Annotated in this window: 27 protein-coding genes; 15 read left to right on the top strand and 12 right to left on the bottom strand. The window is 58.6% G+C overall.

What is annotated here, in order from left to right; all coding sequences use genetic code 11:
* Positions 1-4 precede the first annotated feature (4 nt).
* Positions 5-2,164: a selenide, water dikinase SelD gene (selD, locus tag GOX73_RS12785; protein WP_171134929.1), complete on the top strand. Its 2,160-nt coding sequence runs from the start codon at positions 5-7 to the stop codon at positions 2,162-2,164.
* Here selD and mnmH read toward each other — a convergent pair.
* Positions 2,155-3,207, bottom strand: a complete 1,053-nt coding sequence (gene mnmH / locus GOX73_RS12780; protein WP_171125430.1) for a tRNA 2-selenouridine(34) synthase MnmH — start codon at positions 3,205-3,207, stop codon at positions 2,155-2,157. The two genes, selD and mnmH, sit on opposite strands and share 10 nt — an antisense overlap.
* A 44-nt stretch (positions 3,208-3,251) precedes the next feature.
* Positions 3,252-3,917, bottom strand: a complete 666-nt coding sequence (locus tag GOX73_RS12775; protein ID WP_171122011.1) for an SOS response-associated peptidase — start codon at positions 3,915-3,917, stop codon at positions 3,252-3,254.
* A 54-nt stretch (positions 3,918-3,971) separates the two neighbouring features.
* Between GOX73_RS12775 and GOX73_RS12770 the strand changes: the two genes are divergently transcribed.
* Positions 3,972-5,624, top strand: coding sequence for a sulfotransferase (locus tag GOX73_RS12770; protein WP_171125432.1), 1,653 nt, complete (start codon positions 3,972-3,974; stop codon positions 5,622-5,624).
* Between the two features lie 64 nt (positions 5,625-5,688).
* Here GOX73_RS12770 and GOX73_RS12765 read toward each other — a convergent pair whose 3' ends face one another.
* Complete coding sequence (locus tag GOX73_RS12765; RefSeq protein WP_171122009.1) at positions 5,689-7,272, bottom strand: bifunctional UDP-sugar hydrolase/5'-nucleotidase; 1,584 nt, start codon at positions 7,270-7,272, stop codon at positions 5,689-5,691.
* 108 nt (positions 7,273-7,380) lie between these two features.
* Here GOX73_RS12765 and GOX73_RS12760 point away from each other — a divergent pair, with 108 nt between their 5' ends.
* From GOX73_RS12760 to arsC, 4 genes are read left to right on the top strand one after another with little or no spacing between them, the layout of a single operon-like run.
* A complete protein-coding gene (locus GOX73_RS12760) occupies positions 7,381-7,719 on the top strand; it encodes a DUF952 domain-containing protein (protein ID WP_171125434.1) in 339 nt (112 codons plus the stop codon).
* Positions 7,716-8,147, top strand: coding sequence for a DUF1330 domain-containing protein (locus GOX73_RS12755; protein WP_171125437.1), 432 nt, complete (start codon positions 7,716-7,718; stop codon positions 8,145-8,147). Before GOX73_RS12760 ends, GOX73_RS12755 begins: the two co-directional genes overlap by 4 nt.
* Positions 8,144-9,202, top strand: coding sequence for a quinone-dependent dihydroorotate dehydrogenase (locus tag GOX73_RS12750; protein WP_171125439.1), 1,059 nt, complete (start codon positions 8,144-8,146; stop codon positions 9,200-9,202). The genes GOX73_RS12755 and GOX73_RS12750 overlap by 4 nt, the downstream gene beginning before the upstream one ends.
* The gene (arsC, locus tag GOX73_RS12745; protein ID WP_171125898.1) at positions 9,199-9,540 is read left to right on the top strand and encodes an arsenate reductase (glutaredoxin); all 342 of its coding nucleotides are present in this window, start codon (positions 9,199-9,201) and stop codon (positions 9,538-9,540) included. Before GOX73_RS12750 ends, arsC begins: the two co-directional genes overlap by 4 nt.
* On the opposite strand, the gene GOX73_RS12740 is transcribed toward arsC, so the two are convergent.
* Genes GOX73_RS12740 through GOX73_RS12730 form a run of 3 tightly spaced genes read right to left on the bottom strand, consistent with a single transcriptional unit; the run spans position 9,537 to position 11,796 of the window.
* The gene (locus tag GOX73_RS12740; protein ID WP_171125441.1) at positions 9,537-10,853 is read right to left on the bottom strand and encodes an MATE family efflux transporter; all 1,317 of its coding nucleotides are present in this window, start codon (positions 10,851-10,853) and stop codon (positions 9,537-9,539) included. The two genes, arsC and GOX73_RS12740, sit on opposite strands and share 4 nt — an antisense overlap.
* Positions 10,854-10,858: 5 nt before the next feature.
* Positions 10,859-11,377, bottom strand: a complete 519-nt coding sequence (locus tag GOX73_RS12735; protein WP_171125443.1) for a PaaI family thioesterase — start codon at positions 11,375-11,377, stop codon at positions 10,859-10,861.
* Positions 11,377-11,796, bottom strand: coding sequence for a PaaI family thioesterase (locus GOX73_RS12730; RefSeq protein WP_171122002.1), 420 nt, complete (start codon positions 11,794-11,796; stop codon positions 11,377-11,379). Before GOX73_RS12730 ends, GOX73_RS12735 begins: the two co-directional genes overlap by 1 nt.
* 113 nt (positions 11,797-11,909) lie before the next feature.
* Here GOX73_RS12730 and GOX73_RS12725 point away from each other — a divergent pair, with 113 nt between their 5' ends.
* The 8 genes from GOX73_RS12725 (at position 11,910) to GOX73_RS12690 (ending at position 19,781) form a co-directional block, all read left to right on the top strand.
* Positions 11,910-12,278 carry a MerR family DNA-binding transcriptional regulator gene (locus tag GOX73_RS12725; RefSeq protein ID WP_171122001.1) on the top strand — a complete coding sequence of 123 codons (369 nt, stop codon included), beginning with the start codon at positions 11,910-11,912 and terminating at the stop codon, positions 12,276-12,278.
* A 305-nt stretch (positions 12,279-12,583) separates the two neighbouring features.
* The gene (locus GOX73_RS12720; protein WP_171125445.1) at positions 12,584-12,985 is read left to right on the top strand and encodes a MerR family DNA-binding transcriptional regulator; all 402 of its coding nucleotides are present in this window, start codon (positions 12,584-12,586) and stop codon (positions 12,983-12,985) included.
* 51 nt (positions 12,986-13,036) lie between these two features.
* The gene (locus GOX73_RS12715; protein ID WP_171125447.1) at positions 13,037-14,818 is read left to right on the top strand and encodes an acyl-CoA dehydrogenase C-terminal domain-containing protein; all 1,782 of its coding nucleotides are present in this window, start codon (positions 13,037-13,039) and stop codon (positions 14,816-14,818) included.
* A gap of 54 nt (positions 14,819-14,872) precedes the next feature.
* Positions 14,873-15,085 carry a hypothetical protein gene (locus tag GOX73_RS12710; protein ID WP_171121998.1) on the top strand — a complete coding sequence of 71 codons (213 nt, stop codon included), beginning with the start codon at positions 14,873-14,875 and terminating at the stop codon, positions 15,083-15,085.
* A 150-nt stretch (positions 15,086-15,235) separates the two neighbouring features.
* Positions 15,236-15,874, top strand: a complete 639-nt coding sequence (locus GOX73_RS12705) for a glutathione S-transferase family protein (RefSeq protein WP_171125450.1) — start codon at positions 15,236-15,238, stop codon at positions 15,872-15,874.
* Between the two features lie 12 nt (positions 15,875-15,886).
* Positions 15,887-17,098 (top strand): acetyl-CoA C-acetyltransferase, encoded by a 1,212-nt coding sequence (locus GOX73_RS12700; protein WP_171121996.1) that lies wholly within the window; start codon positions 15,887-15,889, stop codon positions 17,096-17,098.
* A complete protein-coding gene (locus GOX73_RS12695; protein ID WP_171125452.1) occupies positions 17,098-17,583 on the top strand; it encodes a cupin domain-containing protein in 486 nt (161 codons plus the stop codon). The genes GOX73_RS12700 and GOX73_RS12695 overlap by 1 nt, the downstream gene beginning before the upstream one ends.
* Positions 17,580-19,781 carry a 3-hydroxyacyl-CoA dehydrogenase NAD-binding domain-containing protein gene (locus GOX73_RS12690; protein ID WP_171125454.1) on the top strand — a complete coding sequence of 734 codons (2,202 nt, stop codon included), beginning with the start codon at positions 17,580-17,582 and terminating at the stop codon, positions 19,779-19,781. The genes GOX73_RS12695 and GOX73_RS12690 overlap by 4 nt, the downstream gene beginning before the upstream one ends.
* A 114-nt stretch (positions 19,782-19,895) precedes the next feature.
* Here the strand turns inward: GOX73_RS12690 and GOX73_RS12685 are convergent, their stop codons facing one another.
* Both GOX73_RS12685 and GOX73_RS12680 read right to left on the bottom strand, forming a co-directional pair.
* A complete protein-coding gene (locus GOX73_RS12685; RefSeq protein ID WP_171125456.1) occupies positions 19,896-20,552 on the bottom strand; it encodes a sulfotransferase family 2 domain-containing protein in 657 nt (218 codons plus the stop codon).
* Positions 20,549-21,484: a DMT family transporter gene (locus GOX73_RS12680; RefSeq protein WP_171121992.1), complete on the bottom strand. Its 936-nt coding sequence runs from the start codon at positions 21,482-21,484 to the stop codon at positions 20,549-20,551. Before GOX73_RS12680 ends, GOX73_RS12685 begins: the two co-directional genes overlap by 4 nt.
* A 149-nt stretch (positions 21,485-21,633) precedes the next feature.
* Between GOX73_RS12680 and GOX73_RS12675 the strand changes: the two genes are divergently transcribed.
* On the top strand, positions 21,634-22,647 hold the full coding sequence (locus tag GOX73_RS12675; protein WP_171125458.1) for a hypothetical protein: 1,014 nt from the start codon (positions 21,634-21,636) through the stop codon (positions 22,645-22,647).
* A gap of 5 nt (positions 22,648-22,652) precedes the next feature.
* On the opposite strand, the gene upp is transcribed toward GOX73_RS12675, so the two are convergent.
* From upp to GOX73_RS12655, 4 genes are read right to left on the bottom strand one after another with little or no spacing between them, the layout of a single operon-like run.
* The gene (gene upp, locus GOX73_RS12670; RefSeq protein WP_171125460.1) at positions 22,653-23,285 is read right to left on the bottom strand and encodes a uracil phosphoribosyltransferase; all 633 of its coding nucleotides are present in this window, start codon (positions 23,283-23,285) and stop codon (positions 22,653-22,655) included.
* On the bottom strand, positions 23,282-24,268 hold the full coding sequence (locus GOX73_RS12665; RefSeq protein WP_171125462.1) for an adenosine deaminase: 987 nt from the start codon (positions 24,266-24,268) through the stop codon (positions 23,282-23,284). The genes upp and GOX73_RS12665 overlap by 4 nt, the downstream gene beginning before the upstream one ends.
* Positions 24,265-25,476, bottom strand: a complete 1,212-nt coding sequence (locus GOX73_RS12660) for a phosphopentomutase (RefSeq protein ID WP_171125463.1) — start codon at positions 25,474-25,476, stop codon at positions 24,265-24,267. Before GOX73_RS12660 ends, GOX73_RS12665 begins: the two co-directional genes overlap by 4 nt.
* Positions 25,473-26,780, bottom strand: a complete 1,308-nt coding sequence (locus GOX73_RS12655) for a thymidine phosphorylase (protein ID WP_171125464.1) — start codon at positions 26,778-26,780, stop codon at positions 25,473-25,475. The genes GOX73_RS12660 and GOX73_RS12655 overlap by 4 nt, the downstream gene beginning before the upstream one ends.

Raw genomic sequence — 26,780 nt, 5'->3', positions numbered from 1 at the left:
CGATATGAATACACCTCCGCTGCCCCTGACCCGCGATCTGGTTCTTATTGGCGGCGGTCACACCCACGCACTGCTGCTGCGGAAATGGGGGATGGACCCACTGCCGGGCGCTCGGGTCACGGTGATCAACCCCGGCCCGACCGCACCGTATTCGGGCATGCTGCCGGGGTTTGTCGCCGGGCATTATGACAGGCACGAGCTGAATATCGATCTGGTCAAGCTGGCCCGGTTCGCAGGTGCGCGCATCGTTCTAGGGGCCGTGGATGGAATCGACCTGAATGACCGACATGTGCATGTGCCCGGACGCCCTCCGATCACGTTTGACGTGGCTTCGGTCAACGTGGGCATCACCTCGGACATGCCACGACTTGAGGGCTTCGCCGAACACGCGACCCCAGCCAAACCGCTGGGGCCATTTGCCGCCAAATGGGGCGATTTTGTCGACCAAAGCGGCCCTGCTGCGGTGGTCGTTATTGGCGGCGGTATAGCGGGCGTCGAATTGGTCATGGCAATGGCCCATGCCCTGAAGTCCAGAAACCGACCCGCGCAGGTCACGTTGATCGACAATGCCCAAGCCCTGACCGCAACGCAGGACAAAGCCGCATCGACGATAAGGCGCTCGATGTCCGGCCTTGGCATTGAAGTCATCGAAGGCGCGACCATCACGCGGATTACAAACGATCACGTGCTGCTTGAGGACGGGCGTCAGATTCCGGCGAACTTTGTAACCGGTGCCGCCGGTGCCCGCGCCCATGAGTGGATCGCGCAGACAGGGCTGGATTTGAAAGACGGCTTTATTCAGGTCGACGGGCACCTTCAATCCAGTGACCCGGCTGTCTTTGCCGCCGGGGATTGCGCGCATCTGACCGAAAGCCCAAGACCCAAGGCAGGCGTCTATGCAGTAAGAGAAGCTCCCATTCTGTTCAACAACTTGCGCGCAGCCCTTGGCGCGGGAAAACTGCGCCGGTATGTCCCGCAAAAGGACTACCTGAAACTGGTGTCTTTGGGCGGAAAGTCCGCGCTGGCCGAACGTCTGGGCACCTCCTTCAGTGGTGCGTTGATGTGGAAATGGAAGGACCACATCGACCAGACATTCATGAACAAATTCCGCAACCTGCCTCAGATGGCACAACCAGCACTGCCCCGCGACCACGCCGCCGGGTTGGACAGCGCGGTCGGTGACAAACCTATGTGCGGGGGGTGTGGCGCAAAGATCGGGAGGGGCGCGTTGCGGGACGCCCTGCGCAACCTGCCCAAACCCGACCGCGCAGATGTGACGCCGTTGCCCAATGACGACGCCGCCCTTCTGCTAACCGGAAACGCACGGCAGGTCATGACATCGGATCACCTTCGCGGTTTCACACTCGACCCGGTCCTGATGGCTCGGATCGCCGCCGTGCACGCCCTTGGTGATATCTGGGCGATGGGGGCCGTACCGCAGGCAGCGACTGCAACGATCATTTTGCCGAGGATGTCCCCGGACTTGCAGCACCGCACGATGGTCGAGGTCATGACGACGACTAACGACGTTATCCGTTCAGCCGGAGCTGAAATTGTAGGTGGCCACAGTTCCATGGGGGACGAATTGACCATCGGCTTCACCTTGACCGGCCTGTGTGAGCGCGACCCGATCACGCTTGTCGGTGCACGCCCCGGTGATGCCCTGATCCTGACCAAACCATTGGGCAGCGGTATCCTGATGGCCGCTGAAATGGCTGGCGCGGCGGACGGAGCGTGGGTCTCAAAGGCATTTCAACAGATGGTCCAGCCGCAGGATGCAGCTTCGCGCATTCTGGCCGACGCCCATGCCATGACGGACGTAACCGGGTTTGGCCTCGCAGGGCACCTTTTGGGTATCTGCGAAGCATCAGGCTGCGGGGCAACCCTTGACCCCGATGCAATCCCGATCATGACCGGCGCACTTGAACTGAGCGAAGGCGGCGTCAGATCCACGCTGTTCAATGACAATCGCGCGCTGGCGCCCGAATTGCCCTCCGGCGGCAAGATCGACCTGCTGTTCGACCCGCAAACCGCCGGGGGCTTATTGGCTGCCGTTTCCCCGGATCACGCACATCAAACCTGTACGACGCTACGTGAGGCGGGATACCCCGCGGTTGTCATTGGCCAAATGACCGAAACATCCGGTCTGCGCCTTCAAAGCTGATCCAAAACCTGTTGGACCTGTGCCGCCGCACTGTCCAGTCCCGCGTCGTCCAACCTAGGAACATCGACATGGGCGATGACCGGCGCTTTGCGCGCCCGGCTGGACTTGGCATAAGCCGGGTCATAGTGCTGCTCCATCAAGGCTCGGGTCAGAGCCTTCTTGTCGCCTGCGTCGATCAACGACACCCACCCATCCACAATATCGTGGCCCCGGTGAAACCGGAGCGGAGACAGCCGATCCCGCAACCGGTCACTATCTGACAACACGTCGTCATAGGCCGACACCAGATAGGCCGAGCGTGCCTCAATCGGGGCAGCGATCTGAATACGGGGCGCGTTTCGAAGCGCGGACCAGATGGTTGGAGGCAAGATCAACGATCCGATTTTCGAAGACTCCGCTTCCACCACCACCGGACGGGCGGGATCCAGCAGGCACAAACAGGCTGCCAACGCAGATTCGAAGGCCTTCTGGCTGGGCTGTCCTCCGGGCATTTCACCCAGCAATGACCCCCGGTGATTTGCCAGCCCTTCAAGATCAAGCACCTGAACGCCACACGCGCCGAGCTTGGTCAGCAATTCGGTCTTTGCGGTACCCGTATACCCGTCCAGCGCAATCAATCGGTGGGGCAACGGGTCATCATACAGGTAATGGTTCACCAACCTGCGATAGGTGCGATAACCGCCCTCTACAACTTCGGCTCGCCAGCCGATTTGCTGCAGCATCCAAGTAAACGACCCTGACCTCTGCCCGCCGCGCCAGCAATAAACCAAGGGCTTCCACCCTCCTTCGTGGTGGGACAGGCTGCGTTCGATATGATTAGCCGCGTTCCGAAACACCAATGCCGCGCCCAGCTTTCGCGCCAGAAAGGGGCTTTGCTGAACGTATATCGTGCCGACCCTTGCGCGTTCTTCATTGTCCAACACCGGCAGGTTTATTGCACCGGGCAAATGATCTTCGGCAAATTCCGCAGGGCTGCGCACGTCGATCACCGTGTCAAATCCATGCGCATAGAGTTCGGGCAGGTTGGAAAATTTCAGAACCATGTCAGCGGTCTAACCCGCCCTGCCCGGTTTGGAAAGAACAGCGATCACGCATCGACAGGCTCAATCAGGTCAGGACCAGATGCCCGGTTGGAATTCACCACCGGATCCACCCGGTGAAAACTAAGAACACCTTCGGCCCCCGGTTGCATCAATCGCGCGGCCCCTTTTCCAGTTTCACCCAACCACAAGGGCCAGTTGTTTTGCTCAAGTATCAGGGGCATTCGGTGATGGATCGCGCTCAGGTGTTTGTTGGCAGGGGTTGTGACGATTGCGCAGGTCCCTTGCCGCGCGCCCTCGCCCCCCCAATCTTGCCAGACTCCAGCAAAGGCAATGGGCGCGCCATCATTACGTTGAATGTACCAAGGCAGCCGATCACCCTGGTCCGTCTTGGTCCATTCGTAAAACCCGGTGGCCACGATCAGGCACCGCCGCTCGCGGCAAGCTGCACGAAAGGCGGGCTTCTCGGCCAATGTTTCTGCCCGCGCGTTGATCAGCAAGGGACCCGCGGTTTCCGTCTTGTACCAATGCGGCAGAAACCCCCATCGCAGAGGGTCCAGCGTGCGGCCGTTTTCTCCGGCCCGTACCACATGCACCTGATTTGTCGGGCAAACATTAAAGTTGGGCACGGCAGGCAACGTATTAGCAGGCCGAGCTGCAAAAAGCTGCGCCATAGCGTCGTTGGGAAGAGTTATTGCAAACCGTCCGCACATGGGTAATGAACCATCAACAGTATTTCCTACAGGCACAGGTTCTCACGGGGTCATATGCAAAATCAAACAGCAAGTTCCCTGAAAAGTAAGGCGCTGTCGGCCCTGGACGCAGGCAAGCTGCAGCAAGCATTGAAAAAAGCACAGTTGGGCCTCAAGAAGTTCCCAAAAGACACGGATTTTCACGCCATTTCCGGCTTTGTCCTGACCGAGATGAAGCAGTATCGAAAGTCGATACCACATTTCGTCGAAGCCTCGAGGATGAAACCGGACGATCCGCAATTTGTCGAAAACCTTGCCAACGCGCTGATGCAAACCGGTCAAATTCCCAAGGCGCTGGAATTTGCTGAACAAAAGCTTGAGAAGTTCCCCAACAACAAGGAACTGACCCGCGTCATCGACGAAATCCAGCAAAAGGGAAGCAACTGGCGTCTGATCATCGACTATACTTCCAGAAAGCTGGCCTCGGACCCGGATAACCCCGGTCTTTTGTCGGCGCGTGCACGGGCCTATGGGCGCATCTCGTTTGTCGAAGACAGCGCGCGCGACATTACCCGGGCTTATGCGCTGGACCCTGAAAATCACAATGTAGCGTTTCAGATGGCCGTTAACCTGCATCAAAGCGGCGACAAGGCGGGGTCGAAGGAAATTATGCAGCGGATTCTGACCGAAGAGCCCGGGCATGTGGCGACGCTGTTCCAACTTTCAACCATGGCGAACGCGGAAACCGCGCCAGACCTGATGCCAGCGGTTGAAGGCGCCCGCAAATCAAATGAGCATGAACTTTCAGAGTTAGAATTCGCCAAGGCCGAGCTGATCTCAAAGACCGAAGGGTTGGGCGCCGCGCTTCCTCAATTTGCGCGGGCCAATGCAGTCCAGCACGAAGCAAACCCGTATGATTTCCAGGCAGAAGAAGAAAAGCTGACGCAGATCACGGACCTGTTCCCCGTTGGGGTCGATCCGGTCATGGCTGACCTTTCGGAATCCCCCAAACCCATTTTCGTTCTGGGCCAGCCCCGTTCCGGCACCACGTTGATGGAAATGATGCTGAGTTCTGACCCCGAAATCGCGGGGTGCGGAGAGCTTACGATTACCGGCGACCTGTCTCAGGCCCATTTAAAAACCGGTAAACGGTTCGGCGAAAAAGAGGCGGCGGAATTTGCACGGGAATTCCGCAAGTTGATGCCTCCAATCCCCCACGACTCCGCCGCGTTTGTCGATAAGATGCCGCACAACTTTCAGCGCGCGGGTTTCCTTCTGTCGGCCTTCCCCAATGCCAAAGTCATCAACATGCTGCGCGATCCGCGCGACGTTGGTCTGTCCAAATGGATCAGAAGGTTCCCTGCTGGCGGGATGCGCTATGCCTCAAACCTTGAAGCAATTGCCCACACAGCGAACCTGTACCGTCGCTATATGACGCATTGGACCGCTGTGTTTGGCGACAGAATTCTGACAGTTCCTTACGAAAAGCTGGTCGCCGATCCCAAGACGTACAGCCAACAGGTTGCCGATTTCTGTGACATCAAATGGTCCGAAACCATGATGCACCCGGAAAAGAACACCAAACAGGTCAGAACGGCCAGTATCGACCAAGTGCGCAAGAAAATCTCGACCAAGTCCATTGGCGGTTGGCGCGACGTTTCAGAGCATCTTCAACCGATGCTGCAAGGGTTCGACGCAGAGCTTTGGCCGGAATACGATTTCAGCTAACGGGTCCGAAACAAAAAAAGGCCGCATCGACTGATGCGGCCTGATTTTTGTTATCTAATTCGCGTTACTTCTGCTTGATGCGACCATCCAGATAAGGCGTGTAAGGCGCGTTTTCTGCAAGGTATTCCGCCGTCACATCAGCTAAGTCCGGGCCAAAGTCGTAGGCATTCTTGTCGTCACCTTCGAACATGCTGTATCCGTCGCCGCCATTGCGGACATAGTTGTTGGTGACAACCAAATAGGTCGCGGCGGGGTCAATCGGCTTAAAGCCGTCGCCATCGGCCACCATGACTTCGGTGATGCGGCCTTCGTTCGGTGCCACTGACGGGTCCCATGTGAAGGTCATGCCCGCCACCTGCGGGAAGCGGCCCTTGACCTCTTCGACTTGGCTGACGCCGTTTTCCAAAGCATCAATCACGCCCTGGCCGCTGATCTCAAAGGTCGAAAGCGTGTTCTGGAACGGCAGAACCGTCAACACTTCGCCCATGGTCACATCGCCCGAGTCGATTGAGGCCCGTAGACCACCCGAATTGGCAATCGCGATTTGAGCGCCCTGATCCGCGACCCGCGCCAACATCGCGTCGGCGACAAGGTTGCCCATTTGGCATTCCTGAACGCGGCAAACATCGCGGTTTCCTTCAATCGCTTCAGCGGAACTGGCGACCACACGCTGTTTCATTTCCTCGATCGGGGCGCCCATCTCGGCAACACGCGCGGCGATATCGGGGTCCGGAGTTACCGAGGCATCCAGCAGGATTGGCTCACCTTCTGCAGATACAAGGTTTCCGTCATCATCAAAGGTCAGCGTAACCTCGCCGAGATACTTGGAATAAGCATAGGCCTGAACGACCGGAACGTCGCCGACCATCACGGGATAAGACCCAGCCGCGCCCTCTTGCGTGTTGGACAAAAGCGTATGGGAGTGCCCGCCCACGACTAGATCCAGCCCCGGAACTTTTTCGGCAATCTCGATATCCTTGGCCAAACCCACATGGGTCAGGGCGATGACGATATTCACACCCTCGGCCTTCAGCGCTTCGACATCAGCGGTCAGGCTTTCGATTTCGTCCTGAAACACGACGTCCTTGCCGGGGCTTGAGGTTTCCACCGTGTCCGTCGCCAGTGCTGAGACGATCCCGATCTTCTGGCCGCCCAGCTCGAGGACAACATGCCCATCAACGCGATCTTTCAGCTCCGCTGAAGACGACAGGTCCAGATTTCCCGAGATTACGGGAAAACTGACAACGTCAACAAATGCAGCCAGACCTTCGGGGCCGTCGTCAAATTCGTGGTTTCCAACCGCCATGACATCATAGCCGATTGCTTCCATGAACTCAGCTTCCGCTGCGCCCTTATAGGTCGTATAGAACAGCGAACCTTGGAAGGGGTCACCGGCATCCAGCAAAAGATAGTTTTCGCCGCTCAGCGCATCGCGACGGGCGTCCACGATCGTTTTCAACCGTGCGACCCCGCCAAAGCATTTGCCTTCTGCTTCATCCTCGGCATCGCAAGTTGAATCATATTTGTTGATGGACTCGATACGGCTGTGGATGTCGTTGGTGTGCAGGATCGTCAGCTTGTATTCGGCCAACGCCATGCCTGCGGTCAGGCCCAAAACAGCGGCCGAAGCCAGGAAACGGGTCAACATATTGAAACTCCCTATTGTTATTGGGCGTGATGGTGCGCTCTGCTGTTCAAAGAGTCAAAGGGGGAAATCCATCTTGATTCTAGCCGTCGCGCGGGGCATCACGAGCCCATGCTGATTTACAAGATTTTTCGGGCCGATGAATGGGCCGCGTTGCAGTCCAACGGCGAATCCGATGGTGCACCGATTGACGTTTCGGATGGGTATGTTCATTTCTCGACCGCGACGCAGGCTGCTGAAACCGCGGCCAAGCACTTTGCAGGTGTCACCGGGCTGACCTTGCTGGCCTGCGATGCGGACGCGATGGGAGACAGCCTGAAGTGGGAGGTGTCGCGGGGCGGCGCTTTGTTCCCCCACCTCTACCGCAAAATCCGCATGACGGACGTTGTCTGGTCGCGCCCCCTGCCGTTTGATGGACATGCGCACCAATTCCCCGAGGAGATGGAATGACAACCTATATCGACCCCGAGCGCGCGCAATTCGAGGCGTTCAAGACCCTCGACCGCGACCATCCGATCGAGATGCTGAATCTTGTGAAGTTCCGGGCCAAGGCGCAATACCCTGACGGGCATGATCTGGCGAAGGCTGACTTGACCGGCGCGCAAGCCTATCGAAACTACGGAACCGAAACCGCGCCGATCATCGCACGTTTGGGGGCATCCATACTGTGGCGCGGCGCGTTCCAGACAACCCTGATCGGCCCCAGCGACGAAAGTTGGGATGCCGTATTCATTGCCCGGTATCCTTCTGCACATGCCTTCCTTGAGATGGTTACGAACCCGACCTATCAAAAGGCGGTTGTGCACCGCCAGGCAGCTGTTGAAACCTCGCGCCTGATCCGCTGCGCCCCGGTACAGGGCGGAGAGTCGTTTGGATGAAACTGACCGAGAAAATTGGCCTTGCCGCCCTTCACCGGATGGACCCGGAAGCCGCCCATGGACTGTCGATCAAAGCCCTGAAGGCTGGGCTGGCCCCGGCACCGGGACCGATTACGTCGCCAAGGCTGCGCACAACAGTTGCAGGGCTTGACCTGCCGAATCCCGTCGGATTGGCCGCCGGTTTCGACAAGAACGGAGAGGTTCTTGCCCCGCTGTCCCGTGCCGGCTTTGGGTTTATCGAAGTCGGCGCAGTCACGCCGCGCCCCCAGCCCGGCAACCCGAAGCCGCGCCTGTTTCGCCTGACCGAAGACAGGGCAGCCATCAACAGGTTCGGCTTTAACAACGAAGGCATGGAGGTTATGGCAGGCCGTCTGGCGCAGCGCCCCAAGGAAGCTGTAATCGGCCTGAACCTTGGTGCGAACAAAGACAGCGACGACCGTCCGGGCGATTTTGCCAAGGTGCTGGCCCATTGCGCCCCGCATCTGGATTTTGCCACGGTGAACGTGTCCTCTCCCAACACTGAAAAGCTTAGGGATTTGCAGGGTAAAGCTGCGCTGACTGCCTTGTTAAGCGGCGTGATTGAAACCCGTGATGCGCTGGCACGTCCTTTGCCGATTTTCCTGAAGATTGCCCCGGACCTGACCGAAGACGAGCTTCTGGATATTGCCGACGTGGCCCGCGAAACAAGTGTAGACGCCGTAATCGCCACCAATACGACACTGTCGCGCGACGGCCTGAGCAGCCCTCATAAGTCAGAGGCTGGTGGTCTTTCCGGCGCGCCGCTGTTTGAAAAATCCACCCGCGTTCTGGCACAGTTGAGCAAGCTGACAGACGGGCAGGTTCCGTTGATCGGCGTCGGCGGCATCAGCTCGGCCGAGCAGGCCTATGCAAAGATTTGCGCCGGGGCGTCGGCCGTTCAGTTCTATACAGCCATGGTATTCGGGGGCATTTCCCTTGCCTCTGACATTGCGCAGGGGTTGGACAATCTATTGGCCCGCGATGGGTTTGAAGCTGTTGCGCAGGCCGTTGGCAGCAAACGAGAGGAATGGCTGTGATCGAATATTGGCACAACCCGCGCTGCTCCAAGTCTCGAGCCGGGCTTGCTCTGCTAGAGGAAAACGGCGCAAAGGTTGAAATCCGCAAGTATCTGGATGATGCGCCTTCGGCAGAAGAAATCCGCGCCACCCTGCAAAGCTTAGGTATTCCCGCCATCGAAATGATGCGGATCGGCGAAAAGCGTTTCAAGGAACTGGGCCTGTCCAAGACAACGCCCGGGGTTGACTTGATTGCAGCGATGGCTGCCAATCCGATCCTGATCGAACGCCCTGTGGCGATATCAGGCGGCAAGGCGGTTATTGGTCGGCCTCCTGAAAATCTGTTGGGCCTACTCTAGACGATCTGGGCTTCCAGTCTGGGGTATCGCCATCCCAAGGTGACGCCCCGGGCAATGTTCAGCGCCATCAGGGCCGCCCATAACCCGTGATTGCCCAGCCACGGGACAAGAACAAACAGCGCCACGACATAGATCGCGACGGATTGGATCATCGCCTGCCGCATTGCACGAGTCCACGTGGCGCCGATGTAGATACCGTCGAACATCCAGCTTGCCACGCCGATCACTGGGGCCAATGCTGCCCAGGCCAGATACTCTCGTGCGGCAACCCGCACTTCAGCCGAGGTGGACATAACGTCGATCAACGCAGGTCCGGCCAAAAAGAACACTGCCCCCAGCACAAAGGCTCCGCCCACGCCCCAGAGCGACGCCATAACCGAGGCCTGCCGCACCTGATACCGATCCCTAGCGCCAACCGCCCCCCCGACAAGGGCCTCGGCAGAAAACGCGAACCCGTCCAGGGCAAACGCTGTGATTTCAAGAAATTGCAACAAGACCTGATTGGCGGCCAGGTTGACGTCGCCCAGATCTGATCCGACAAACAGAAAGGTCGTGAACGAGCCGGTCAAAAGGACCGAACGGATCATGATATCCCTGTTCACCTGCATCATGCGGCGCAGGCGGGCGGGATCGAATATTCGCGGCCATTCGCGCCATTGATTGCCACCAAACGCGCTGCGGCACAGCCAGAGGCCCAAAGCCAGACCCGTCCATTCAGCGATCAATGTCGCAATCGCAACACCTTCGACGCCCCAGCCAAGTCCCAGCACAAACCAAAGGTCCAGCACGATATTCAAGCCGTTCATCCAGATCTGCAGGATGAACACCCCTTTTGTCCGTTCGATCGCGATCAGCCAGCCGGTCACCGCATAAAGCGCAATTGTCGCGGGAGCCCCCCAGATTCGAATTTCCAGATAGTCGCGCGTTAATGCCTCAACTTCGGGGCTGGCTGGCGACAGGGCAAACGCGCCCCAGAACACCCAGATTTGCGTCAGGACAAAAAACAGCCCCGCCGCACCGCCCAAAAGCAGCCCCCGCATCAAAAGAGCGCCAGTTTCGGCCGTGTCCCCTGCCCCGCGTGCCTGTGCTGCCAAACCTGTGGTTCCCATACGCAGGAACCCGAAAATCCAATAAATCGCGGACAGGATGACGGCGCCCATACCGACGGCCCCGATTGGCGCGGCCTGGCCCATTTGTCCGACAACACCTGTGTCCACGGCCCCCAAAATGGGAACTGTGGCATTCGACAGCACAATGGGTACCGCAATCTTCAGCACCCGCTTATGCGTTATGGGTGCCGAAGCATCCTGCACAGCCGTCACTCTTTGGCGGTCGGTGGTTGTGGCATCAGGAAATGCCCTGTGGCCTGCGCATAGGGACGCGCGTGATTGTCCTGCCACGCCTCAACCCGCACCGAAGCATATCGCCGCCCTGAACGGCTGACGAAGGCCCGGGCATATGCATCGCGTGGCAAGCCGGACCGCAGATAGTCAACAGTGAAATCCACCGTTTTGGGGAACCGCACCGTGTCATCCTTGAAGATATCTTCTGCATCCAGTTCACCGCTTTCGATCCGGGGAAAGAAAAACTCCCAACTCAGGGTGATTACTGCCGTCACTTCAAGAAAGGCCGCTGTGACTCCACCATGCAAAGCTGGCAGAAAAGGGTTTCCGATCAGCTTTTCGTCGAAGTTCAACACCCCGGTCAGTTCATCCCCGCGCCGGTCAAATCCGATATTGAGAAACCGGATATAGGGCACACCATCAACGATAGCGTTCAAAGCCGCATCGCGTCGTTGCTTTACGACTTGCATGGGCTCAGGACGGGTACGTGCCATTACAGCCCCTCCACGGTGAAAGACCCGGATGCCGTCGCCACAGGCAGATCCTGATCATCGTCCATTGCAGTTGCTCGGACAAAGGCGACGTTGCGGGTGATATGATAGCAGGTCGCGCGGGTCGTGATGCTCTGCCCCGGTGTCGCGGCGCGCATGTAGTCAATCCGCAAGTCGATCGTGGCCGTTCCCCCGGGGGCGGCGGGGTGGCTCATGACAGCGGCCCCGCAACAGGTGTCCAAAACGGCAAAGACCGCCCCCCCGTGGATCACACCTGTCCGCGGATCGCCAACCAGTTGTTCGCTGTACGGCATGGTGATTTCAGCCTCGCCGCTGTCGATTTTGGTCAGGTGCATTCCCAGCGCCTTGGCATGCGGAATCGCCTCGATGAACTGGCGCGCAATCGTCGCATTGTCGACCATGTACTTGTGTCCTCTTGGTTTCTCCCTTTATGAGCGAGGGGCAGGCAAAAGAGCAAGCCTGCCTGTTGCGCTTGCATGCGGCAGGCCATAGGTTGTCCCAGAGGAGATCAGGAATGTCCGACGATCGTTTGTCATTCAAAGAGATGTGCGCCGAGTTCGATGTAACCCCGCGTACCCTGCGCTACTATGAGTATATCGAGTTGCTGCAACCCGAACGGGAAGGCAGGTCGCGGTTCTATGGCCCTCGGGAATGTGCCCGGATGACGCTGATCATGCGGGGGCGGAAATACGGCTTTCCTTTGGAAGACATTCGCCAGTGGTTGTTGATCTACGAAGATCAGGGGAATCAGGCCCAAATGAAGGCCTTCGTTGAATTGGCCGACCAGCAGCTAGTCGAGCTGGAAAAGCAACGACAGCAACTGGATGAGGCGGTCGACGCGTTGCAGAGCATGCGTGATCAAACCGCCAGTTCGCTAGAATAATCAAGGGGCGGCAGGCGCTGCGCCAATTCCCCTCTTCACGGTGTCACCCTAAGGGACCGGCCATTTTCAAATTCGCCGGATCGCCGTGTCCTGCCGCCGCAAATCAGCACAACCTCATCTGTCAGGAATTGTGACGTCACGTTCGTTTGATCTTGGCGCCCAAGGTGCTTGACGTAAACGGATGTTACGTCAACTTGTAAGTGACGTAGCGTTTGCATTACGTAAACTACACCTCCGTGTTGTAAGACGCGCATCGACTGCGCAACTAACTATTGAAAACGCCAGTGATCAAGAGTGCTGAACCCATGACGGAAGATCTGATGACCATTCGTGAAATGTGCGAGACGTATGACGTCACTCCACGCACATTGCGCTTTTACGAGGCAAAAGAACTTTTGTTTCCGATCCGTGAAGGGCAAAAACGCCTGTTCACCAAACGCGACCGGGCACGCCTGAAGCTTATCCTTCGCGGGAAACGCTTTGGGTTCAGCCTGGAGGAAATTCGGCAACTGCTGGATCTCTACCACGTCGGCGATCAGCAGATGACCCAGATGACCCGCACGCTTGAGATCGCGCGGGAACGTCTGGTGGACTTGGAATCCCGCCGGGACGAACTGGACCAGGCGATCAGCGAAATGAAAGAGCAGTTGCGCTGGGGCGAAAAAGTCATCGCCTCGATGAAGAACGAGAAAAACGCCGCCGAGTAACCCTGGCGGTCCCTAATCACCCGGACATCTGAATATTAAAGGGAGCTTCAAATGCCCGTCTATAACGCGCCCACCAAAGACATGCAGTTCATCCTGCACGAAGTGCTTAACATTTCGGGGTCGGACATCCCCGGATACAACGAACTGGACGCCGAATTCACCGGTGCCGTGTTGGAAGAAGCGGGAAAGATTGCATCGAACGTCCTGCATCCGCTGAACACCGTTGGCGACACCGAAGGCTGCCGCCTTGAAAACGGCATCGTTTACACACCGACCGGCTTCAAGGACGCGTTCGAGCAGATGAAGGAAGGTGGTTGGACCGGCCTAGATATGCCCGACGAATTCGGCGGTCAGAACATGCCCTATGTGATGGGTACTGCCGTGGGCGAGATGTTCTCGGCCTCGAACCAGGCGTTCACCATGTATCAAGGTCTAACCCACGGTGCGGCTTCGGCCATTCTGGCGCACGGCACCGACGAACAGAAAGCCACCTATCTGCCCAACATGGTAAGCTGTGAATGGACCGGCACCATGAACCTGACGGAACCGCATTGCGGCACCGACCTGGGCCTGATGCGCACCAAGGCCGAGCCCCAAGATGACGGCTCATACAAGATTTCGGGTCAAAAGATCTTTATCTCGTCCGGCGATCACGACATGGCCGACAACATCATCCATCTGGTGCTGGCCAAGGTCCCCGGCGGCCCCGAGGGCATCAAGGGTGTTTCGCTGTTCATCGTTCCCAAGTTCATGGTGAACGAAGATGGCTCGCTAGGCGAACGCAACGGCGTTTCGGTCGGCAAGATCGAAGAGAAAATGGGCATCCACGGCAACTCGACCTGTGTGATGAACTATGACGAAGCCAAGGGCTTTTTGCTGGGCGACCTGAACAAAGGTATGCGCGCTATGTTCACCATGATGAACGAAGCGCGTCTGGGTGTGGGTATGCAGGGCCTGTCGCAGGCCGAGGCCGCGTATCAGAACGCTTTGGAATACGCCAAGGACCGCCTGCAGGGCCGTGACGTAACCGGCGTGAAAAACCCAGATGGTCCCGCAGACCCGCTGATCGTCCACCCCGACGTCCGCCGCAACTTGATGGATCAGAAAAGCTTCACCGAAGGCGCACGGGCATTCATCCTGTGGGGTGCCACGCTGATCGACCAGGCGCACCGCTCGGAAGACAAGGACGCGGACGGCCTGATCTCGCTGCTGACGCCGGTCATCAAGGGCTTCCTGACCGATCAGGGCTATGACATGACCGTTCAGGCCCAGCAGATTTACGGCGGCCACGGCTACATCGAAGAATGGGGCATGTCGCAATATACCCGCGACGCGCGGATCGCCATGATCTACGAAGGTGCAAACGGCGTTCAGGCACTTGACCTTGTGGGCCGCAAACTGGCCACCGATGGCGGCAAGCACGTCATGGCATTCTTCGAGATCGTCAAGAATTTCTGCAAGGTAAACGGCGGCCAGAACGAAGCCTTCGACAAAGCGTTCATTGAACCGCTCAAGGCGGCTTCGAAGGACTTGCAGGCCGCTGGCATGTATTTCATGCAGAACGGTGCCAAGAACCCCAACCACGCGCTGGCCGGGTCGAACGACTTCATGCACATGTTCGGCCATGTCTGCCTAGGCCTGATGTGGGCGCAAATGGCAAAAGCGTCTTATGCAGCCCTTGACGGCGCAGCCTCGGATACCGAGTTCTACGAGACTAAGATTGCCACTGGCCAGTTCTACATGGCGCGTCGCCTGCCGGCCACCGGCCTGCATCTGGCACGTATCCAGACCGGCGCCGACACAGTCATGGCACTGGAGGCGGCAAACTTCTGATCCTTACCTGGTTCCGGGGGCGACCCCGGAGCCAGTTCCTCGGGAGGGAAAGACATGCCGAAACGATTTCGTTTAACCCGCCGGTTTCCGGTCGCAATGACCGAAGACGGATACCGCAAGCTTAGGGGGTTCGCCCGCGAAGCTGGCTTGGACGAAGGCGAAGCGCTGTCTTTCCTTTTTGAAAACTTCAACAGCGTCATTGATCAGGACAACCTGACCCACCGACTCCGGGTTTTCAATTCCGAGCTAGAGGCGCGCAAGCGTTGAACCAAAAGCAAACAGAACCCGGAAAGCCGCGTATTTTCAACAAGAAGAAACTTGCGAAATAGACCGCAACGTCATTCATGAATGACAGGTTCTTGCTGCTAAAGATACGCGTGAAAAACAGTCGATCAACGCCACGGGAGGGGCGCGACCATGACCATGAAACTATATTGCTTCGGCGCGAGCGGAAATTCCTACAAGGCGGCTCTGGCGCTTGAATTGTCCGGTCTGGATTGGGAGCCGATCGAGGTCGAATTCTTCAAGGGCGAGACACGGACCCCTGAATACCGCGACAACGTCAATGCGATGGGTGAAGCCCCGGTGTTGGTTGATGGTGATTTTCGCACCAGCCAGTCCGGCGCGATTCAGGCATATATCACTGAAAAAACAGGCAAATTCGGCGGCACAACGCATGAAGAGAAATCCGAGGTTCTGCGTTGGGTTCTCTGGGACAACCATAAGTTCAGTTCGATGGCGGGCTTGACACGCTTCCTGATGAACTTCCTGCCCGCTGAACACCGCAACGCGGACGTTATTGCATTCAATCAAGGGCGTCTGAAAGCGGCTTATCAAGTTCTTGACGCTCATCTGGATGGCCGCGACTGGATCGTTGGCAACGGCGTGACAAATGCCGATCTCAGTTGCTGCGGATATCTGTATTACCCCGAACCTTTCGGCTTTGACCGCGCCGAATGGCCCAATATCGACAAATGGCTGACGCGGCTGTCTGAACAGCCCGGTTGGCAACCACCCTATGACCTGATGCCCGGCCAAGCACCGGATCGAGCTTAAGGAGAGCTACTGATGACCGAAGCGTATATCTATGACGCCCTGCGCACCCCGCGTGGCAAGGGCCGTAAGGACGGCAGTCTGCACGAGGTGACCTCGGTGCGACTGTCCGCCGTGACCCTGAACGCGCTGAAAGAGCGTAACAACCTTGAAGGCCACGCCGTTGAGGACGTGATCTGGGGCAACGCCACTCAGGCAATGGAACAAGGCGGCTGTCTGGCCCGGACTGCGGTTCTGGCGTCGGACCTGGATGAAAGCATCCCCGGCCTGTCGATCAACCGTTTCTGCGCATCGGGCATGGAGGCCGTGAACTTGGCGGCAAACCAGGTCAAAGGCGGTGCTGGTGACGGCTACATCGCCGGTGGCGTGGAAATGATGGGCCGCGTGCCCATGGGTTCCGACGGGGCAGCGATTGCCATTGACCCGACCGTGGCGATGGACACCTATTTCGTGCCGCAGGGGATTTCCTCGGACATCATCGCAACTGAATACGGGTTCAGCCGTGAACAGGCCGACCAGTTGGCGATGGAATCGCAGCGCCGTGCGGCGCAAGCCTGGGAAGAGAATCGGTTCGAGAAATCGGTGATCTCGGTCAAGGACCGCAACGGCCTGACCATTCTGGACCGCGACGAATACATGCGCCCCGGCACCGACATGCAGAGCTTGGGCAGCCTGAACCCCGCCTTTCAGATGATGGGTGAGCAGATGCCCGGTTTCGACAAGGTGGCGCTGCTGAAATACCCGCATCTGGAAAAGATCAACCACATCCACCATGCGGGCAACAGCTCGGGCATTGTGGACGGGGCTGCGGCGGTTCTGATCGGCAACAAGGAATTCGGTGAAAAGCACGGCCTGAAACCCCGCGCGCGCATCAAGGCCACCGCGAAGATCGGTCTGGACCCGACCATCATGCTGACCGGCCCCGTGCCGGTGACACAGAAAATTCTGGCTGACAGCGGCATGGCGATCTCGGACCTCGACCTGTTCGAGGTGAACGAAGCCTTTGCCTCGGTCGTGCTGCGCTTCCAGCAGGCGTTCGATGTCGACCCCGAACTGGTCAACGTCAACGGCGGCTCGATCGCTATGGGTCACCCGCTTGGCGCCACCGGTGCGATCATCATCGGCACCCTGCTGGACGAGCTGGAGCGCCAGGACAAAGAGACCGGTCTGGCGACGCTATGCGTGGCCTCGGGCATGGGTGCAGCCACCATCATCGAGCGGGTGTAATGCCCAAGCTGGATCTCTCTCAGATCCCGTTTGTGGGGGGATCGTCCTATCCCGGCAAACTGGCCGAGGCGACCGCAGGTCGTTTCGTTCAGCGACTGGGGGATGCGGGCGGTCTGACCCAATACGGGGTCAACATCGTGCGGTTGGAACCGGCGGGGATGTCCTCGTTGCGGCACTACCACATGGAGCAGGACGAGTTTGCCATTGTGCTTTCCGGCACCTGCACCCTGATCGACGATGACGGTGAACATGAGATGCAGCCCGGTGACTGTGCGGCTTGGCCCGCAGGTGAGCCCAACGGCCACCACCTTGTGAACAAAACCGACGCGCCTGCGACCTTTCTGGTGGTGGGCACGCGGACCCCGACCGAGACCGCTTACTACAGCGACCTGGACATGATGGTGAAGGACGACGCAGATGGCGAATCCTTCACCCGGAAAGACGGCAGCCCCCTGACGGCTGACCAGATAGGAGACGACGGATGACCGAGTTTACCCTGACCAAAGACGCCGATGGCGTCGGTACAATCACCTGGGATGTTCCCGGCAAATCAATGAACGTGATGTCCTTTGACGGGCTGACACAACTGGATGCCTGCATTGATCAGGCGTTGGCTGACGATGAGGTCAAAGGCATAATCATCACTTCCGGCAAAGAGGGATCCTTTGCCGGTGGCATGGACCTGAACCTGCTGGCCGTGATGAAGGAACAGGCGGGTGATGACCCGGCCAAGGGCCTGTTCGAAGGCACGATGAACATGCACAAGCTGCTGCGTAAGATCGAGCTTGCCGGCATGGACCCCAAGACCAAAAAGGGCGGCAAGCCGATTGCGGCCGTTCTGCCCGGAACCGCCGCCGGTATTGGCATGGAACTTCCCCTGTCGACCCATCGCATCTTTGCCGGTGAAAGCCCCAAGGCCAAATACGGCCTGCCGGAAATTATGATCGGCATCTTCCCCGGCGCGGGCGGAACCACACGGATGGTCCGCAAGGTCGGCGCAATGGCTGCGGCTCCGCTGCTGCTGGAAGGCAAGATGTTGGACGCCAAGAAGGCCAAAAGCGCAGGCTATATCGACGAGATCGCAGCAGACCCGATGGCCGCCGCGAAAGAATGGGTTCTGAACGCCCAAGACGCCGATCTGGTCAAGCCGTGGGATGCCAAAGGTTATAAGATGCCCGGTGGCGCTCCGTTCAGCCCGGCTGGTTTCCCGAACTTCGTCGGTGCTGCCGCGATGGTGCATGGCAAGACGCAAGGCGCATTCCCTGCTGCCAAAGCCTTGTTGAGCGCGGTTTACGAAGGTGCGTTGGTTGATTTCGACACCGCGCTGAAGATCGAGGCCCGCTGGTTCACTACCGTTCTGATGAACCCCTCGTCGGGCGCGATGATCCGCTCTTTGTTCCTGAACAAAGAGGCGCTGGACAAGGGTGCCGTGCGCCCCGCCGGTATCCCCGATCAGTCGGTCAAGAAGATCGGCGTTCTAGGTGCAGGCATGATGGGGGCCGGTATCGCCTTGGTATCTGCGCAAGCCGGGATGGAGGTTGTTCTGATCGACCGTGATCAGGCCGCCGCCGACAAGGGCAAGGCCTATACCGAAGCCTATCTGGACAAGGGCATGAAGCGCGGCAAAGTCACCGAGGACAAGAAAGTCGCCATGCTGGGCCAGATCACCGCGACCCCGGATCTGGATCAGTTGAAAGGCTGTGACCTGATCATCGAGGCCGTGTTTGAAGACCCCGCGGTCAAGGCCGACATGACCAAAAAGGTCGAGGCTATTATCCCCGAAGATTGCATCTTTGCGTCGAACACCTCGACCCTGCCGATCACCGATCTGGCCAAGGCAAGCGTGCGGCCCGAGCAGTTCATCGGCATCCACTTCTTCTCGCCGGTCGAGAAGATGTTCCTGGTCGAGATCATCAAAGGCAAGGAAACCGGGGATCGCGCAGTCGCCAAGGCGTTGGACTATGTGCGCCAAATCCGCAAGACGCCGATCGTGGTTAATGACGCGCGGTTCTTCTACTGCAACCGCTGTATCATCCCCTACCTGAACGAAGGTGCCCGCATGGTGACAGAGGGCGTCAGCCCCGTGCTGATCGACAACGCCGCACGCCAATTGGGCTTTCCTGTGGGGCCGATCACGCTCACTGATGAAACCTCGATTGATCTGGGGGCCAAGATTGCTCGCGCGACCAAGGCAGCGATGGGCAATGCCTACCCCGAAAGCCCGGCGGACGATCTGATGTTCTGGATGGAAGAACAGGGCCGTCTGGGGCGGAAGTCTAAATCCGGCTTCTTCGACTATGACGAAAAGGGCAAGCGCCTGGGTTATTGGAAAGGGATGCAAGACAAATACCCGCTGGCCGAGGATCAGCCCGACCTGATCGAGGTTCAAGAACGTCTGATGTTCGCCCAGGTTCTGGAAGCCGTCCGCGCGCTGGAGGAAGGCGTGGTAGAAGATATCCGCGAGGCCGATGTGGGTGCGATCCTGGCATGGGGCTTTGCACCTTGGTCCGGTGGCCCACTTAGCTGGGTAGATATCATTGGTGCCCCCTACGCCGCCGAGCGTTGCGACCAACTATCGGCTAAATATGGCGATCGCTTCGCCTGCCCGCCGCTGTTGCGTGAAATGGCTGAGAAGGGTCAGAGCTTCTATGGCCGCTTCGACCCTGAAGCAAAAGCCGCCTAAATTAACAAAGCTGGCGCATGTCTTTATGCGCCAGCTTTTCCATTTTCTCGGAAGCCCGCGCAGACCACCCTGCATGGCTTCAAGTTTCGCCCCCAATTTTATTTGAATTCGTGATCAGTTCGGCGGGTCGAATTGATATCCGAACCTGTCGATATCTTCTGCGCAGGCACTGGTAATAGCGGAGGCTGTTCGGGCTGAGTAGTATTGCCTGTAGCCCTTGGAACGAAATGACGAATTCACACGCGGCAAATCGAACTGAAACCCAAGATGCGCAAACAATGGCGCTGCATCCTGTTCGAAATGTTCCAACCGAATATAGGCCCTGCAACACTCCTGCCCTTCTGCCGTGGTCATATATTGGCGTGCCGGGTAGTTTTGAAAGGACCGTAGTGTTGCCGGGTGCATAACGAAGTCTTCAAAAGACAGCGCCTTGGCCAGCGAGACTGCGGGATGATCAAAATCCTGATCCTGTAACCAGTGAAAATAGCTGACCATTCGGTCCCATGGGTTACGTACCAGCGTGAAGGTAAACATGTCCTTCAGGTCGTCGGCGGTCAGAACTCCGTCAATATCCGCAAGTGTCGAGTGTTTCCACAGCCGCCCGCGTGCGTTAAGCGACTTGGCCCGTTTGCGACGCCTTTTGGCTTTGGGAGTGTCCCCCAACAGAATGTCGTCTTTCATCGCACGCTGTTCCAGCGCCAGCGCAAGCGATGTCCCCCCCGTTTTGGGAATGTGGACAAAGACATAGCGCCGCCCTCGCGAGATAATCACGCCGCCACCTTTCGCGCCACTTCCCGCGAGGCGCGCCACCCCAACAATGCCCCAGCCGTGGCGATCAGACCAATTCCCACCGTCTGCAACATTCCGATTGTTTGACCGAAGGCGACCCATGCAAAAAGCGGTCCAAAGACCATAACCGAGTATTCAAAGACCGCGACATACGAGGGTTCCCCGATCTGGTATGACTTGATCAACATAAAGACGGCAATCGTGGACCCTCCGGCCTGCAACAGAATCCAAGGCACGGCGGGCGTCATATTAGGCTCCCAGCCTCGGGTCGCGAAGCCCTGCGGCCCGGCGACAGACTCAAGTGGAAACACCGACAGGGCCACAAGCCCGATTGCCCCGGCCACACCCAAAGTGATGACCATGGCCGCCAAAAGCGAGACGGTGCTTTCCTCGGAACAATGGCTGCGTGTGATTATTGCGCTCAGGGCGTAGAACAACCCTCCTGCGACAGGCAGCAAGCTTAGCGTGTCAAACTCATACGGATTCGGCTGCAAGACACACAAGATACCGCAAAACCCAAGGATGACAGCAAATATGCGCCACGGTCCGATGGTCTGCTTCAGCCACAAGGCGGAAATCAAAAGCACGAAGATCGGCGAAGTGAACAATCCGGCCAGCGCCTGCGCAATCGGCATCAGCGCAAGGGAAGAAAAGTAAAACAACATGGCTAGGGTGATCAGAACACTACGCAAAACAACCGGCCCCAGCCGTTTCGGGCGCAGGCTGCCCAGGCCCAGCAGCGACAGCCCGACAATCAACGGTAGCATCAGCAAAGAACGGCTCAGGTGGAACTGCCACAATCCAATCGTTTCAGCCAACAGCACCACCACATTGTCAATCACTCCGATAATTGCCATGGCGCTGATCATCAGCACCGACGCGAGTATTGGTGATGTCTGCGTTTCTGACTGCATCTGCCGCCCTGACACTGATCCCGGACGCGAAATTTTTCCCGCGCGTCGTGATATCCAGCACATTTCCCGATTGACGTGCAACAGGTTTGCGCCATTGGATTTTAGCGTGCTAAACTAAGTTCAAATAATAACGAGCAGACCTCACCTTGATGACGGCCCTGAAACAGTACCAGCGGATCGAAGCCACCGGTCTGTGGCGCCCCTCGCCCGATGTGCAACGGCGCGAGGTCGTGGTTTCAATTGGCGAAGCGACTCTGACAATTTCGGATTTCAATGACCGCGCCCTGACACATTGGTCACTGGCAGCGCTCGAGCGTCAAAACCCCGGCAGCTATCCGGCCATTTTCAACCCCGATGGCGACCCGGAAGAAACGCTGGAACTGGCGGAATCCGAAACCACCATGATTGAGGCCATCGACCGCCTGCAACGCGCAATCGACCGTGCGCGACCACATCCGGGGCGGCTGCGATGGCTGAGCGTTGCGGGCGTTGTCGGGGCCGTTCTTGCGCTTTTGCTGCTATGGGTGCCGGCCGCCCTGCAAAACCACGTTGTGTCTGTCGTGCCGGAGATCAAAAGGCTGGACATAGGCGACGCCATCCTGAGCCGGATTGAAAGGGTGTCAGGCCGCGCGTGCGCCTCTGCGGACGCGCAGGAGGCACTGGATCATCTAGCGACGCGGACGGGGGTGCGCAGCGTCGTGATCCTTCCTGCGGGCGTGCAAAGTAGCCTTAGCCTACCCGGAGGGATCATCCTTCTGAACCGCTCATTGGTTGAAGACCACGAAGACCCCTCGGTCGCGGCAGGGTACATCATCGCCGAACGCGCGAGGGCGGCGGCTCAGGATCCTTTGGATGACCTTCTGGACCGAACCGGAGTGCGCTCGGCCTTTCGCCTTCTCACGACTGGAGAACTGACCCCCGATATCGTCGATACGTATACCGAGCAGGTCTTGTCCGAGCCGCGCCCTACCTTGCCGGACGACGACCTGCTTGAGCTTTTCGCGCAAGTCGCTCTTCCCTCGACACCATATGCCTATGCGATGGATGTGACGGGCGAAACCGTTCTGGGCCTGATCGAAGCTGACCCGATGGCAGGACGACCTTTGCAACAGGTGCTGCCGGACCGCGATTGGGTCCGGCTTCAGAACATCTGCGGAGAGTAGACCGCTTATTTGGTTCCGAACATCCGATCCCCGGCGTCGCCAAGGCCCGGCATGATGTAGCCTTTGGAGTTCAGTTCGCGGTCCAGCGAGGCAGTCACGATGTGCACATCGGGGTGCGCCTCTTTCATACGCGCGACGCCCTCAGGGGCAGCCAACAGGCACAAGAACCGGATATCGGTGGCACCAGCCTCTTTCAGCAGGTCAATCGCAGCAGCCGAGCTGTTGCCCGTGGCCAGCATCGGGTCGACAGCGATGACAAGGCGGTCTTTCAAACCTTCGGGCGCTTTGAAATAGTACTGAACAGGTTTCAGCGTTTCTTCATCCCGGTACAGCCCCACAAACCCCACACGGGCCGAGGGGACCAGTTCCAACACACCATCCAGCATCCCGTTGCCAGCCCGCAGGATGGACACAAGCGCCATTTTCTTACCTGCGAGAATCGGGGCGTCCATCTCCTCCATCGGGGTTTCTATGTGCCGGGTGGTCAGAGGCATTTCGCGCGTGATCTCATAGGCCAGCAGCAGCGTAATCTCGCGTAGCAACTGCCGAAAAACGGCGGTCGATGTGCCCTTGTCCCGCATGAGCGTCAGTTTGTGCTGAACCAGCGGGTGGTCGACGACGGTCAGGTGTTCGCTCATGATCTCTCCAGTCTTTTCTTGACCCGCTCACGGGTCTCTTCATCGCAAAAGGCCGCAGTCAGGGCCGTTTCATTCAGGGCTGCAAAATCGTCGGCTGTCCAGCCGAAAGCTTTGGCCAGCATCTCATATTCGCGTCGCATTGTGGTATGGAAAAACGGGGGATCGTCGGTTGAAACCGTGACTTTGACACCAGCGTCGCGCAGATTTGCTATCGGGTGGGCTGCAAACTCGGGGAAAAGCCCCAGAACCACGTTCGAGCCGGGACAGACCTCAAGCGTTACCTCGCGATCCACCAGTTCATTTACAAGATCCGGGTCTTCGGACGCGCGAACCCCATGGCCGACACGCTCCACGCCCAGCTCCCGGATGGCGTCCCTGACGCTTTCAGGGCCGCCGAATTCCCCTGCATGTGTTGTCAAGCGCAGCCCGGCCTCGCGTGCGCAATCAAAGGCCCACTTGTAATCCCCCTGCGTGCCGACGGATTCGTTGCCGCCCATTCCAAAGCCGGTGATCCAGTGCCCCGCAGTTTCCGCAGCACACCGGGCGCTGACCTTGGCCTGCTCCGCCCCGAAATGGCGCACACAGGTGACAACACCGCGCAGAGTGATATCGTATTTTCGTTCGGCTTCATCAGCCGCGTCCTGAATGGCATTCAGATAGTCGCGCCAGGCGTGCAGGTCACCGCCGCCACAGAAATCGGGGCTTAGAAATGTTTCCGAATAGACGACCCCGTTCGCCGCGCTTTCCTCCAAGATCGCAAGCGTCAGCCGCCGAAAATCCTCGGGCGATTTCAGCACTTCGCAGGCGGCCTCATACACGCTGAGGAAATGCGCGAAGTCGCGGAAATCATAGCTGCCGTCCGGCTTAAAAATTCCACTCAGGTCGATGCGCTTTTCTTGCGCTAGCTGGCGAATAAAGGCAGGCGGGGCCGCGCCTTCGTGATGCAGATGCAGTTCGATCTTTGGCAGGTCTGCTACGGTCATAGAAAACTCCGTCCCGGCCCTTGGGCCGGAATGTTCAAATGGGTCGCAATGCTTGCGGCGATATCAGCGAAATTGACGGCTCCGATTTCACCCGCGCCCAGTCCGGCGATCAGCACCGGCACTTGTTCACGTGTGTGGTCCGTTCCGATCCAGCTTGGATCATTTCCGTGATCCGCGGTCAACAGCATCATATCTCCGGGGCGCAGGCGTGAAAGAAGGGCGCCGATCTCACGATCAAACCATTCCAACGCACGGGCATAGCCGCTGACGTCCCGGCGGTGGCCAAAAAGGCTGTCGAACTCGACGAAATTGGCGAAGGTCAGACTTCCCTCTTTGGCCTCGTCCACCAGATCGGACAGGTGCCCCATCAGTTCCGCATCCGAGCCCTTGCGCAGCGTATTAATCCCCTGCATCGAGAAGATGTCGCCGATCTTGCCAACCGCATGGACCCGCCGCCCCGCGTCCTGCACCCAATTCGTCAGAACCGGCGCGGGCGGCAGGATGGCAAAGTCCTTGCGATTGGTTGTCCGCGTAAAGCCCGTGTCCGGTGAGCCGACGAAAGGACGGGCGATCACACGCCCAACCTTCATTTCGTGCAACCGAGGGGCAAGTGCGCGGCACATGTCCAACAGACGCTCAAGACCAAAACTTTCTTCATGGGCGGCGATCTGAAAGACGCTGTCTGCCGACGTATAGCAAATCGGCCAACCGGTTCGCATATGTTCGGCCCCCAATTCCGCGATGATCGCTGTGCCAGAGGCATGGCAATCGCCCAAAATCCCTTCTGTTCCAGCCGCTTGCGCGGCAGCACGGCTCAGATCATTGGGAAAGCTGGGAGTCGTGTCAGGAAAATAGTGCCAGTCCCACGGCACAGGCAGACCTGCCAATTCCCAATGCCCTGACGGTGTATCCTTGCCCCGCGAATGTTCACGCGCGCACCCCCAAAGACCGATTGGTTCGGCCTGCAATCCCGGCGTTTCATCGCCAGAGGCCAGCCGGGTGGCCGCCCCCAACCCCAAAGCGTCTAAATTTGGCACGCGCAGCGGACCAGACCGCCCCTCCTCGGCCCGCCCCTCGGCGCAGGCCTGCGCGATATGGGCCAGCGTGTTTGCCCCGGTATCCGGCATATCACCGTTAAAGAACCGATCCGCGTCCGGTGCCCCGCCAATGCCAACCGAATCCATGACGACCAGAAATGCACGGCTCATGCTGTGATCCTTTCGTGCACGATGCCCGGAAGCGACGGGCTTTCAGGGCCAAGACTGATCGCGTGCAAGACGGATTGCGCGGCTTGACGCGCTGCATCCTCACGGGCGGCGTGGATCACGGCCAGGGGCGCGCCTTTGTCAATCTTGTCGCCCAACCGGACGATTTCGGAAATACCGACAGCCGGATCGATCACGTCATCCTCGACCTGTCGGCCACCGCCCAGCGCAACAACGGCAAGGCCCAGTGCCTCGCCATCCATCGCCGTCACATATCCGCTGGAAGGTGCTGGAACCTCGAGAATAACGCTGGCTTCGGGCAAGTAACGCGACCAGTTTTCAACAAAGTGCAGTGGCCCACCAACTGCAGCCATAATGCGCCCGAACCGCTCTGCCGCGCGGCCATTGCGGATAACCTCAGAGACCTTGTCGCGCCCTTCATCCAGTATTGAAACCATCCCGGCATCAACCAGCAGGACACCGCCCAACTCGGCCGAAATCTCGGCCAAAGGCGCATTCTGCCCACTGGTCAGAACCTTCATGACCTCACAGATTTCCAAGGCATTGCCCAATGCCGGGGCCAAGGGCTGGTTCATATCCGTAATCACGGCCGACGTCCGGCACCCAGCGGCATTGGCTGTCTCGGTCAATGCCGTGGCCAGATTGCGCGCGTCTTCATGCGTTTTCATGAACGCGCCGCTGCCAACCTTGACGTCCAGTACCAGAGCATCCGGGCTGGCCGCCAGTTTCTTGGACAGGATCGACGCTGTAATCAGATCAAGGCTTTCCACTGTCGCGGTAACATCACGGATCGCATAAAGCCGTTTGTCTGCCGGGGCGATCTGGCCCGTCGCGCCAACAATGGCCGCACCTTCATCGCGCAAAATCTGGGCCAGCCGATCCTGCCCGATTTGCGTTGAAACGCCGGGAATTGCTTCCAGCTTGTCCAGCGTTCCCCCGGTATGGCCCAGCCCCCGTCCCGAGATCATGGGAACATAAGCGCCCAACTCGGCCAGCGCCGGGGCCAGCACCAGACTGACGCTGTCGCCCACACCCCCGGTCGAGTGTTTGTCGATCACCGGGCCGTCGACATCCCATGTCAGAACCTCGCCGCTGTCGCGCATTGCGACCGTCAGATCAGCCCGCCCCTGCGCACCCAGACCGCCCATGCAGACGGCCATGGCAAAGGCCCCGGCCTGCGCGTCACTAACCCCGCCATCCGCTAGACCCTGTGCAAACCAGTTCAGTTCGGCGGCCATTGGAACCTCGGACCGGCGCAATTTTGCGATAATCGAGCGGGCATCCAT

Origin of the sequence: Ruegeria sp. HKCCD7221 (genome assembly GCF_013031225.1) — a bacterium.
GTDB lineage: Bacteria > Pseudomonadota > Alphaproteobacteria > Rhodobacterales > Rhodobacteraceae > Ruegeria.
The sequence above is the reverse complement of the archived record's forward strand: the minus strand, read 5'-3'. Positions and strand labels throughout refer to the sequence as shown.